This window comes from Proteiniphilum sp., assembly GCF_034927365.1.
In the GTDB taxonomy this organism is placed as follows: domain Bacteria; phylum Bacteroidota; class Bacteroidia; order Bacteroidales; family Dysgonomonadaceae; genus Proteiniphilum.
On sequence record NZ_JAYFQD010000010.1, the window covers coordinates 296,662 to 309,044 of the forward strand.

11 protein-coding genes and 2 tRNA genes are annotated in these 12,383 nt (G+C 44.7%); 5 read left to right on the forward strand and 8 right to left on the reverse strand.

Features of this window, described 5'->3' with window-relative positions; all coding sequences use genetic code 11:
* Window positions 1–90 precede the first annotated feature (90 nt).
* Complete coding sequence (locus VB073_RS08435; protein WP_323403720.1) at window positions 91–498, forward strand: hypothetical protein; 408 nt, start codon at window positions 91–93, stop codon at window positions 496–498.
* A gap of 48 nt (window positions 499–546) precedes the next feature.
* Window positions 547–879: a hypothetical protein gene (locus VB073_RS08440; RefSeq protein WP_323403721.1), complete on the forward strand. Its 333-nt coding sequence runs from the start codon at window positions 547–549 to the stop codon at window positions 877–879.
* Here VB073_RS08440 and VB073_RS08445 read toward each other — a convergent pair.
* Window positions 846–929, reverse strand: a tRNA-Leu gene (locus VB073_RS08445). The genes VB073_RS08440 and VB073_RS08445 overlap by 34 nt on opposite strands.
* Window positions 930–937: 8 nt before the next feature.
* Window positions 938–1,021, reverse strand: a tRNA-Leu gene (locus tag VB073_RS08450).
* A 257-nt stretch (window positions 1,022–1,278) separates the two neighbouring features.
* On the opposite strand from VB073_RS08450, the gene VB073_RS08455 reads away from it, so the two are divergent.
* Window positions 1,279–3,306 (forward strand): hypothetical protein, encoded by a 2,028-nt coding sequence (locus VB073_RS08455; RefSeq protein ID WP_323403722.1) that lies wholly within the window; start codon window positions 1,279–1,281, stop codon window positions 3,304–3,306.
* A gap of 59 nt (window positions 3,307–3,365) precedes the next feature.
* Here the strand turns inward: VB073_RS08455 and VB073_RS08460 are convergent, their stop codons facing one another.
* Entirely contained in the window at window positions 3,366–5,369 is a 2,004-nt protein-coding gene (locus VB073_RS08460; protein WP_323403723.1) for a PspC domain-containing protein, read from the reverse strand.
* Window positions 5,370–5,376: 7 nt separating this feature from the next.
* Window positions 5,377–5,733 carry a PadR family transcriptional regulator gene (locus VB073_RS08465; RefSeq protein WP_323403724.1) on the reverse strand — a complete coding sequence of 119 codons (357 nt, stop codon included), beginning with the start codon at window positions 5,731–5,733 and terminating at the stop codon, window positions 5,377–5,379.
* A gap of 242 nt (window positions 5,734–5,975) precedes the next feature.
* On the opposite strand from VB073_RS08465, the gene coaBC reads away from it, so the two are divergent.
* A complete protein-coding gene (gene coaBC, locus VB073_RS08470) occupies window positions 5,976–7,205 on the forward strand; it encodes a bifunctional phosphopantothenoylcysteine decarboxylase/phosphopantothenate--cysteine ligase CoaBC (RefSeq protein WP_323403725.1) in 1,230 nt (409 codons plus the stop codon).
* A gap of 152 nt (window positions 7,206–7,357) precedes the next feature.
* Window positions 7,358–9,040, forward strand: coding sequence for a M23 family metallopeptidase (locus VB073_RS08475; RefSeq protein ID WP_323403726.1), 1,683 nt, complete (start codon window positions 7,358–7,360; stop codon window positions 9,038–9,040).
* A gap of 5 nt (window positions 9,041–9,045) precedes the next feature.
* On the opposite strand, the gene VB073_RS08480 is transcribed toward VB073_RS08475, so the two are convergent.
* The 4 genes from VB073_RS08480 to VB073_RS08495 form a co-directional block, all read right to left on the reverse strand.
* Entirely contained in the window at window positions 9,046–9,885 is an 840-nt protein-coding gene (locus VB073_RS08480) for a peptidylprolyl isomerase (protein ID WP_323403727.1), read from the reverse strand.
* 63 nt (window positions 9,886–9,948) lie between these two features.
* Entirely contained in the window at window positions 9,949–11,121 is a 1,173-nt protein-coding gene (gene pncB / locus VB073_RS08485; protein ID WP_323403728.1) for a nicotinate phosphoribosyltransferase, read from the reverse strand.
* Window positions 11,122–11,321: 200 nt separating this feature from the next.
* Complete coding sequence (locus VB073_RS08490) at window positions 11,322–11,519, reverse strand: LytTR family DNA-binding domain-containing protein (protein WP_323403729.1); 198 nt, start codon at window positions 11,517–11,519, stop codon at window positions 11,322–11,324.
* 145 nt (window positions 11,520–11,664) lie between these two features.
* Entirely contained in the window at window positions 11,665–12,276 is a 612-nt protein-coding gene (locus VB073_RS08495; protein WP_323403730.1) for a porin family protein, read from the reverse strand.
* Between the last annotated feature and the right edge of the window lie 107 nt (window positions 12,277–12,383).

A 12,383-nucleotide genomic window follows, 5' to 3' on the forward strand; every position in this document is an offset into this window, starting at 1 on the left:
TTTAACAAAGTAATGATATATTACACATAGGTAGATGAAAATCTATTTGTTTATAAAAATCAAGTTGCTCACTTTTAAATTATTTACATCATGAAAAAATTATCAAAAATCAGATTTATACTAACTTGTATGTTGGTATTAGTTTTAGGGGAGTGTATAGATCAATTTCAGGATCTTGAAAAGGATGGTTCTTCCGACGAACAACAACTAACTCAAACGACATCTATCAAAGATGCTATTTTTCATGAACAAACCAATTCATGGATAAAACCTCGGACAGACCCATATACCCTTGCAAATTTCCAAAAGGCATATGAAAATTTGATTTCATATGAGTCCGGAATAAGATTAGTCAGTGAAGAATTATCTAACTTAGGGCAACTTAAGGCTACTCACTATGCTTTGAAAATTTATCCAAAAAACGAAGATGAACAATGGGAAATAGAGTTGATGGATGATATTAATGTCGCATATGTTCCATTCGACTACACACAGTAGCCTGAATCATTAACAAAAAATTCACCGGAATTGAATCAACCAGACACTATGACTTATTTAGAACAGAGCCCTTACTCTGTAACCTATGATGATTTGGAAACCGATGAAGGGCCAGTAGATCCGGAAACTTATATAATGCCAATTTTATATGTGGTATGGCCATTGTTGTTGGAAGAAAAAAGGCTTATATTGAGTTCGATCTTCCCTGAATTTTTGGATTTTGATGGAACAATACATCGAACTCAGCGAATAAATTCTGCGGTTGCACTTATCTATCAAAATAACAGCCAGTTACAGAGCAAAAAAAAACGAGACAAGCCTGTCTTTTTCAGACTTGTCTCAAAACGTGCGCAGGATGAGACTCGAACTCACACGCCGTAACCGGCACTACCCCCTCAAAGTAGCGTGTATACCAATTTCACCACCTGCGCATTTGCAGTACCCAGAACAGGACTCGAACCTGCACATCCTTACGGACACTAGTCCCTGAAACTAGCGCGTCTACCAATTCCGCCATCTGGGCATTGTCAATAAAAGAAGAAAAGGAGAGGACTTGACCTGCTCCTGAATTGCGGATGCAAAGATAATAGTTTTTTTATTCCTGAACGAATTTTTTACAATTAATTTCAAATAGGCTGCCAGCACAGGAATAATCCATATCCGAGGTAATATATCCTGAGAGAGAAGCAACTGTTTCTAACCTACATCCAAAAGAATAATCATTGTTTGTAACGAATAGATTGTATATCTTCGTAATCCAAATTAATAATTTATTGCCCTATGAAACATCTGACTGCATTGATCGCTCTTATTGTGACCACTTCTTTTTTCATCCGGAGTCAAACGGTTTCGTTTGACAATCACCTTCCCCGGATCTCTTTCGACGGAAAAGTCGTAATAATGGCTCCCGACGAAGGATTATGGTCGGTAGCCACAGGTTGGGACAACGAATGGATGTCGGACTGGGTGCATACGAACCCCACGGAAATACAGCAATCGGGTGACTGGACGATCCTCTCGGGAAAAATTGTATTGCCCGAAGGTGAAATGCTATTAAGGGATTCATACCGCAAGTTTGATAACGGATTGCTAAAATGTGTACGCCGTTTTGAATGGAAGGGAGCAGATACATTACATCATGCAACCCTCTCGGTACGGTTCCAGATGAAGGGCAACGGATTGAAGCCGCTTATCCCCAGCATCTTATATTACGGGAACAAAATGGGTGCGAAAGTGAATCCCGATATTATCCCCGTTTACACAGGGCAGCCCGGAGAATTTGCCATCTTTGAAGACCACCGTTACCCAATGCCTTTCGCCATGCTTGAAAACAATGCTGAAAAACATGCTGCAGCAATTCACACCACTCCCAGTCCGGTTCGGGGTGCCCTACTCAACGATCAATGGTGGTCGATGGGGATTGAAGCCTACGACGGATATACCGAATTTGTACTCTATTCGGGGCCGATCGGTTATAACGGCCAACGGAGTGTAGCCAAAGCATTGCAAAGAACTCCAATGAAATACAGCGACACTTATCTCTCCCTCGAGCCCGGAAGGATCATCGAAAAAGAATTTTTCATCCAGCTATACCCGATCGAAAGGGAAGGAAGCGGATTCCAACAGCCGTTATATACCTCATTGGATTTACATAAGCCCTATAATGTGGATCGTTTTGATGATTTCCAGACGATCATCGAAGGCAAATATCGTTTTGCTAAAACACGATGGATCGAAGAGGAGGCTGCCTGCGGTTTTGGCATGTACGATCTTTCCCTTCAGAAAGACCTTGTGATGGGATGGTGCGGACAGGCCGACTCTCCGGGTTATGCGTTGCAAGTATTGGCACAACGGTTGAATGATACCAGCATAAGGGATAGGGTACAGCGTTCTCTCGATTTTTTGACCACTTATCCGGTAGATGGAAAAGGCATGTTTCCTGTCGGCTACCATGTTACTGACAAGAAATTTCATGGTGGTGACCACGTTTCCTGCGGACAGGCGATGTATAATTTTTCCAAAGCGATAGAGACAGCACGAAAAAATAAAAACTATCGAACGGAGAAATGGGAGAAATTTCTCCGCAAAGTATGCGATGGACAAAGCAAACGGATCCTTCGTGATGACTGGAACCCCCACTCCACTGCGGAAGGTTTTTACATTGCCCCATTGGCGATCGCTTCACAATTGTTCAACAATGCAACCTATAAAAAAGCAGCCGTCAAAGCGGCAGAATTATATGCCAATCGCCATCTCACCATGGATGGGTGCTACTGGGGAGGGACGCTGGATGCTACCTGTGAAGACAAGGAGGGATCGTGGGCCGCTTTCCAGGGATTTCTCGAACTGTACGAACGAACAAAAGAAAAACAGTATCTCGATTGGGCAAAACACGCGATGGATGTATGCCTAAGTTATGTAGTGGTTTGGGACATCCCGTTGCCTGCCGGCCGTATGGCGGACTATAATTTCAAGACGACCGGATGGACAGTGGTTTCTCCTCAAAACCAACACATAGATGTATATGGTGTATTGTTTGCCCCCGAAGTATATAAAATGGGAGTCTATCTGAAGGATGAAAGATTAAAAAAGCTGGCACCGGTAATGTTTCGCAGTTGTTACCAGTTGACCAACCCGTATGGCAGTCAGGGTGAACAACTGCAACAGACCAATTTCGCACAGCACGGTGACATGTCGAATGTACACAAGCTTCGTGGGGGTTATTCCGAAAGCTGGACAGTATTCTGGATAACCGCTCATTTTTTGAATGCCGCGGCCCGTTTTGAGGAAATGGATGTCGCCATTTAAAAAGAAAACCGCTCCCCTATGGAACGGCCCCTCGAATCATTATGGAAAGTAAAGTATATTTATAACGAATCAGCAGAAAAAGTCAGATAAGTATCGCCCTCTTCAACCGGATCTACCGGCAGATAATTGCTATTGCCTGAGTAATGCCGGATCCGCTTGCGTACGACAGCCGGAGGCCTGTTGTCTTTATAATCCCGCAACGCTTCACTCATCTCAATCGTCTTTCCGGCAGGTACCGATATTTCTACAGTGATGCTCTGATTTCTGAATCCCTGCTCCACAGGTACCGATAAAAATTCAGGTAGTAACAACAGCGAATCCATCTGCGCAATATCATAGGTAAACTGCGATATATCGGCTTTGGCAGATCGCAGATCCCTTCCGTGTATAGCCGATATAACCCGCACGTGAAACAGCGAATCGTTACTTTTGCCTATCAGTACGTTAATGTTATCAAAAAGAAGCGAATCTTCGCTGATATTGGTATAAGGTAGTTCGTCGATATTAGCTCCGGGCCCATATCCCGTCTTGAATTCAGCATAATCTTCATCATAGGGTTGCATCTCCACATACATCTTATTGGAACTTACCGGTGCTATTGCCACGGTCCGTTCACTTGAGCTTTCCACGCTGAACTTGTTAGCTATCCTTGTTCCCAATATACCCGATATCACCAGGCCGGCAATCCAGAGCACAGAGACGACAATTCCGATAGCCGGACGTGATTTGGCTTTCATGGCACGGCGTATGATCCATGTAACAGCAGCGACGACAGGTACTACAAAGAGCAGTCCCAACGCCATAAAGAGCAAAGTATTCTCATAACCGGGATCAATAAACAGAGACTTCAACGGTGAGAGGTGATTGCCGGTCACCAACAAGCCGATAAAAATGGAAACCAACGCCAGCAAGCAGAGTCCCACAAAAGAGAAGAAAATGATCTTTACAAAGATGACCAGCACATTCAGGCATCCGGAGCGCTCCGGAGGCATCGAGACGGCACGACGTTCAGAGAGCGGTGGTTCTGGAGGCATATCCTCCATTGTGGTTGTTTCACCCGCATCACCCTCCACTCCTGACTCTGCGAAGTGGTAAACATCTTTTGTATCTTTAGTAGAACGAGAATAGCCATCTGTTGAACGGGAGTACCCGTCATTGATAGTGCGGCTTCTCGAACTCGCTACATTGTCGCTCACCTTTTCCCGGATGGAACGGATATAATCCTCTTCACCCATCATTTCCAGTTTCTGTTTCACCGTCCTTGCCACCGGTATAATCACCCAAAGGACAACATAGATAACCAGCAGGCTCGAATTGATATTCCAATTGAAACTCACATTATCAAAGATCCGGTTCAACGGGAAGAAGGAGATCATCCCGATCATATTCAGCACAAGCGGCAAAAGGAACAAGAGACGGGGGATCCAGGAATCTATCCGGAAATAGGCTGCGATGCCGCCGCACACCCCACCGATAATACGGTCATTGGGATTCCGGTAAAGTCGCTTGGAGACATTAGATTCCAGCATTTTAGGTTTTAAAACGATCCATAAAACAATGTAAACCCAAAAAAGAAATCCGAAAAACAGTACAAACAGAAGCCGTATCCATACAGGGTCAGTTTTGAAATAGTGCGCTAATCCACCACAAACACCTCCAATTATCCGGTCACCGTTATTCCTATACAGTCCTTGACGTTCACCGTCGAATGGCGGCGGCTCATTCCTGGGCGCACCTGAGGTTCCCGTACCCGATTGGGATGATGGACGTTGATAGCCTGAAATGACTTCCTCTTCATAATCCGAATCAAATTCCTGTGGCTTGCCGATACTATTAATCACGGCGTTCACATCTTCATCGGTGATGCAGTTGATGCCATGCTTCAACCGGTTGCCAAACAGTTCAGCGATACGGCATTCAATATCGTTTACAATCTCGTCGCCACCCTCTTCACGCGAAAAATAGGTCTTGAGACTACCAATATACTGCTCCAGTATCTCATAAGCAGTTTCCTCTATGGCAATCACCTGTCCTTGAAAATTAATGTTGATTACTTTCTTCATATGGATTCTATACTGATTGATTTTCATGTGACTCATCCCTCTTTTGCGTGAGGGTATTAACTCCGGTTGCCAACTCATCCCATGTAGCCTGCAGGAGGATATAAAACTCATTGCCCTTCTCCGTCAAACGGAAATATTTGCGAGGAGGACCCGAGGTACTTTCCACCCATTGGTAGGTAAGTATTCCAGCATTCTTCAAGCGATTCAGAAGAGGGTAAAGGGTTCCCTCCAAAAGCTGCAACCCCGCTTCCTTCATCTCGTCGATAATATCGCCGGGATAAGCCTCGCTTCTTTTGATGATGGAAAGAATACAATATTCCAGTACTCCTTTTCTCATCTGGCTTTGCGTATTTTCTATATTCATCTCTGTAGCATTTTATATCGCAAAGATACCTAAAGCAAGGTATTATGCAATACAAAGTACCAAGTATTTTTATTATATTAAATTTATTTAACATTATAACGCAATAATGTAGCCCGAATGAAGCTATTTCCAGTCTGATTCTTGCTATTTTTGTACATCAATCATCAAAACTTGTCCCGAATCGTCGGGATCACCAAATCGTCATCTTATCAATAAATCAGTAAATCAACACATCAGAATTTATGTCACTTCAAGGGAAACATATTGTATTAGGGATCACCGGGAGCATTGCGGCATATAAATCGGCCCATCTCATCCGGCTTCTGATAAAAAAGGGGGCAGAAGTGCAGATTGTGATTACTCCGGCCGGAAAGGAGTTTATCACCCCGGTAACGCTTTCCGCACTATCGGACCGACCAGTCATCAGCGAGTTTTTCACTTCCGGTGATGGCACCTGGCACAGCCATGTAGATCTGGGATTATGGGCCGATTTGATGATTATAGCACCGGCTACAGCTGCCACTATCGGAAAAATGGCCAATGGCATTGCGGACAATATGCTGATCACCTCTTATCTTTCGATGAAAGCACCCGTTTTTGTGGCGCCGGCCATGGATCTCGACATGTACAGACATATTTCCACCCAACGTAATATAGAGAAGTTGAAAAATGATGGAGCGTGGATCATTGACGCCACTGAAGGAGAACTGGCCAGTCATCTTGAAGGAAAGGGCAGGATGGAAGAGCCGGAAAACATAGTAGCCATACTGGAACAATTCTTCTCCACCCGAAACAATCTCCTCAATAAGAAAATTATGATCACCGCCGGGCCGACCTATGAGCGGATCGATCCGGTACGTTTTATCGGTAACTTCTCTTCCGGGAAGATGGGGTTTGCCCTGGCGGAAGAGTGTTCTTCACGGGGTGCGGAAGTATTCCTAATCACGGGTCCTACAGTATTATCGGTTTCACACCCCAATATAACCAGGGTGAATGTGGAGTCTGCAGTAGAGATGCATGACGCCGCGTTCAATATCTTCCCACAAGTGGATGCAGCGATCTTTTCGGCTGCTGTGGCTGATTACCGCCCGGAAAAGATGAGTGAAGAGAAGATAAAACGATCGGAAAAGGAGAAGTTCTCACTCACTCTTACTTCCAACCCCGATATCGCGGCCTCTCTGGGAAAAATAAAAGAACCGTACCAGCTGACCATCGGCTTTGCCCTGGAGACCAACAACGAAGAATTTAACGCGATAAAAAAAATGGAGGAAAAGAATTTCGACTTTATTGTACTCAACTCCCTGAATGATCAGGGAGCCGGCTTCGGACATGACACCAACAAAGTGACAATCCTCTCCCGCGACGGCAAAAAGCAGTCGTTTTCACTAAAATCAAAGAGCGAAGTGGCGAAGGATATTATTGATACGATTTTTGAAACTACAGAAGCTAGAAATAAGAAATTAGAAGTCTGAAGTGGAGGAGTCAAAAATAAATTTTTCACTTACAAAGTCTTGGTTTTTGATTCTCTTAAGAAACAAAATGTTCCAACGCATTTTTTGAACGGAGAAAAACGTTCTGGAATACTTGGTTCTAATATTTACTCTTAGTTTTTAGTTTTATCATAATGCGACCACTCATATTTTTCCTCTTTTTCACCGGTTCCCTCCTATCCTATTCACAGCAGTACAGAAATCCCGTTACTATTCCACCGGAATTGAGCGGCAACTTCGGTGAATTGAGGAACAATCACTTTCATTCGGGAATCGATTTCAAGACACAACGGGTGGTTGATAAACCGATTGTCGCCATCGAGGACGGGTACATATCCCGTATAGGCGTCTCAGCAGGTGGATATGGATTGGCTATTTATGTCGATCATCCCGCCACCGGACATACCAGTGTATACGCCCATCTCAACAGTTTCTCCGGAGAGATTACGGAATGGGTAAAGGAACAGCAGTATCTGCAGGAGAGATTTAATATTACCCTCTACCCCGAGCCGGGCATGTTCCCGGTCAAAAAGGGAGAACAGATCGCTTTGAGCGGTAATACCGGCAGTTCGGGAGGGCCACATTTACACTTTGAAATCCGGGATACTCATACGGAAGATCCTATGGACGCACTGGAATTCCTGTCCAGAATACCCGACACCCAAAAACCGGTTGTGCAGGGGATCGCCTTCTATCCGGCAATCGAAAAAGGGGTGATCAATGGCAGTACTAACCCTGTCAGGCTTAATATCGGTAAAGACAAAGCCGGCAACCCTTCCGCATTGGGAACAAGTATTGACGCATGGGGACGGATTGGCATAGCAGTAAAAGCTTACGACCGGATGGATGGCCAAAGCAATATTTATGGAGTGAAACATATTCGTCTTTTCCTGGATGATCAACAAATATTCAGCAGTACCATCAATCGATACTCATTCGCTGATACACGTATGCTAAACAGTTTTGTAGACTTTGAAGAGTGGAGAAGTCGTAACTCTTTCTTTATGAAATCGTTTATCGAACCCGGCAATACCCTTTCCTTCTATGAAGCTAAAAACAACGGATATATCGATATAAACGAGGAGAGAGCCTACCGCTTGCGGTATGAATTGGAGGATCATTACGGGAACAGGCTCACCTACTATTTCACCGTCAACGGAAAATCACAGCTCATTCCTCCCAGACCCGAATGTAGCCGGTGGATGGAATGGAACCTCTATAATTCCTATATGAGCACCGGCTTTCAGTTGCAAATTCCAAAAGGGAACCTGTATGATGATATCTGCTTTTCATACTCTGCCGCCAGAAGCCAAAGCCATTACTCCGACCTGCACCGGGTAAACAACACTCCCGTACCGTTACACGATCGTGCGACCATGTGGATCGGCATGCATACCGATACATTGATCAACAAAAACAATTATGGTATCGTCAGGGTCAACGACAATGGATCGGAGAGCTGGATTGGGGGAGAGTATGTACGTGGAGGTGTTTCGGTGGGCATCCGGGAACTGGGCGACCGGTATGCCATATCGGCTGACACTATTTCTCCTGCAATAACACCCATTGAACCCGACGCATGGGTAGCGCAGAAACGGATCCGCATCCGGTTAAGTGACAACAAGAGCGGCATCGCATCGTTCAGGGGAGAAATCAATGGTGATTATATATTGTTCACACACGACAGCAAATCATCGGTCTATACCTACCAATTCGATGACAGTCGGTTGATAAAAGGGCAACAGCAGGTATTCACTTTTAATACCGTTGACGGAGCAGGAAACAGAAGCGAGTACATGTATAGCTTTTTCTATTAATGGGTCTATTTGCTTTTTATCACTCTTGCGGAGATAATTTTCACATCCCGTAGCGGTCTGTCCTTTTCATCGGTACCGGCATCCGAAATTTTGCCCACCACGTCCAATCCTTTCACCACCTCGCCGAACACGGTGTATTCATTATCCAGATGGGGCGTTCCTCCTTGTTTGGTATAATCGATCCGTTGCTGTGGTGTAAATTTGTAAATCTGTGTACTGTCCAGTTCGTGATGAACCTCCGATAAGATATTGTCGCGCAATTCATCCAGTTTTTCCTGATTCTTTTCCGACCGGTAACGGTTTATCTCTTCCTGCTTTGCAGCGACTTTGACACGGAAAAGTTTCTCTTCCTCACGGGCAAATATTTTTTTCTCTTCAGCATTCAATCCCTCTTCCGATAACTTCTCCCCCCAGACGATATAAAACTGGCAACCCGACGAATTTCTTTCCGGATTCTCTTCATTGCCGTGTCTTGCGGCAGCCAATGCTCCCCGTTTGTGATAACGCGCGGGATATACAAATTCGGCGGGAATGGTATAATTGACTTCACCCTCTCCAACAGCTTCACCCGGTTTGGCGTTTTTGGTCAAAGGGTCGCCCGCCTGAATCATAAAGTTTTTAATGACACGATGGAAAATAACTCCGTCGTAAAAACCACTGTTGACCAATTTTATGAAATTATCCCGGTGAGCAGGTGTTTCTTCGTACAGTTTCACGATAATCTCTCCCGACGTGGTTTTAAAACGTACCCGGTATTCGCCCTCGTTTTTCGAAGGATTATTGGCACAAGATGCAGTAACCAATAACAATATCCAGATTAGTCCTGTTTGTAATATTTTATACATCCCAAAGTTTTTTTATGATGCACAAAAATAGGATAATTATACGACATGCGAAAAATAACTCATTTATAACCCCAATACCGCCTGGGCAATGGCGATCTCACGTTCGCTGCCGGTATGCTTTCCTTCCACATCCGACAGTTTGATGCACTCCTGCCACTCCTCCCGGGGCGTCATCTTGCATCGGAACAGTTTCATCACGATATTCATCCCTTTGATTTCGTTCCCCACATCGGCTGTGAGGTTGGTACCGATCCCGAAAGTGGCGCCGATGCGGTCGCCGCAATATTCTTTTATCTGGATGGCCTTTTCCACATTCAGGCTGTCGGAAAAGACAATATATTTCAGTTTGGGATTGACCCGCAGCTCCTCATAACGTCGGATTGCCTTGTCAACAAACACCAATGGCTCACCACTGTCTTGCCGGAGGCTGGTGAAGAGCGACGCGTGCTTCTTACTGAAGTTACGCAGGAAGACATCAGTAGTATAGGTATCGGTCAGCACGGTACCCAGATCGCCGTCATAGACATTGATCCAGTTCTCCATCGACATGTAGTTAGCCATCTTATAACCGTAGATCGACCCGTGGAACTGCACCCATTCGTGTGGATGGGTGCCCGACACGTTCAGATTATGTTTAAACGCCATATAGACGTTGCTGGTGCCGTAGAGGCTGGTGCCGGCATGCTGTTTCAGCAGACCCGTCACCCGGTCCTCCACATCGACGCTGAATCGCCGCCGCATACCAAAAAGAGAGACGGTAAGATTATGTTCCTGCATCTTTTTCGCCTTTTCCACAGTCACTTCCTCCATATATTTCAGGTCGGGATAACGCCCCGTCTCACGGAAGTAGAGTTCGGAGACCGTTGCCAGGATAGGCGTTTCCCAAAGGGTCACACGGTAAAGTAATCCCAGCGCTTTTATATGCAACTTGCTTCCCTCCATGGAAATCTCCACTTCAGAAGGGTCGAAACGGAACCCTTTCAGAAAATCGATATAAATGGGCGGAAGGTAAGGCATCTGTCGCCTTACAAACGCCTCCTCCTCTTTGGTGAGCGTGAGGTGCGACATTTCTTCCAGTTCCTTCCTCAGCAGCAGGTCAAAACCTTCCGGATAATCACCGTTGCTGCGGTCGATAAATTCAAACTCGCCGTAAGCCCTGGGGAAGAGCTTTGAATAGGCATAACCGGTGGTAAATTTATACAAATCAGTATCGAGGATACTTTTGATGATTGCCATATTTTTTTGAACGTTTTACAGATAAACGTCAGATGGGTTCATTTCGTTCATCCTACCGGAAAGTGGTGGACAGATTGATCATAATTCAGTCTTCTGTTCTCATATACTATTTCTTAAAATCGCCGGTACGGCCCAGACTTACGATAATCCTTTCGGGGGGCAACAGAAAGGTTGACAGTCCGTTTCCCGTCGAACCACGTCTACAGGTCGGTTATCGCTTTGTGCGAGATAATGAATTGCCTGTTTGCCCTGAAGAATCGCTCCGGATCGAGCTGTGCCAAAAAGTCGTCGAGCGAATTATCCATGGTGAACTCCCGTTTACTGAAACAGACAATTTCCACCTTCTTATTCTGCGAGTAAACATATGTAATATCATCGGATGAAATAAGTACTAACATTCTTTCCTATTCGAGGAAATTGCCTCTACTCCAACTTTCACCTTTATCCCATCAAGCGTGCGATGCAATCCTATTGCCGGCAATCCTGCATGGTTGGGGTATTGATGTTGAGGATCGAGGCAATCTCTTTTCCGTCAGGATCTCTTTAGAAGCGATAGCCAATGCCAAGGCTTACGGTCTGGGTACGCATGGTGGCGTCGTCTTTGAGGGCATCTAATTGATCCAACAATCCGATCTGGTATCCGGCATTAATCTGAACACCATTATTGAATTCATAACCTACTAGCGCTCCCAGTCCAAAATCCCACCGGTTCATATCAGTTTTGTCATTCACCTCCTTGTAGAGGTCTTTATCAGCATCTTTGTAACGGGCATCGAAACCAAATCCCAGATAGGGACCTACACCACCATAAAATTTACCATTACCAGTATGGGTTTGTCCCAGGAAATAAACCGGTACCTGTATTCCCCATTGTCTGAAATCATCTTCTACATTTCCGGTTTCCATTTTGGAATTACGGTAGAAGAACATCACTTCGGGTTGGATGGAGAAATTCTGATGTACGCCAATATTCATAAATCCACCGAGTGCAGGTCCTAATTTCATTGTGCTTGACTGATTATCCAAATCGGTCAATAAAAAGTTCGACATATTTGCGTCGGCCTTCACACCATAAAATATAGGAGTTTGAGCATTCACTGTTACCAACCCTGTTATCATCAATACTGACAAGCATACTAAAAACATCTTTTTCATTTTTCTAAATAATTAAGTGATTAATAAAACTATTTTCTTTTCTCTTGTTTAATGAGACAAAGATATAGCCTCATTTCCGGCTATAGCTCCAGAATGTTACCCAAACT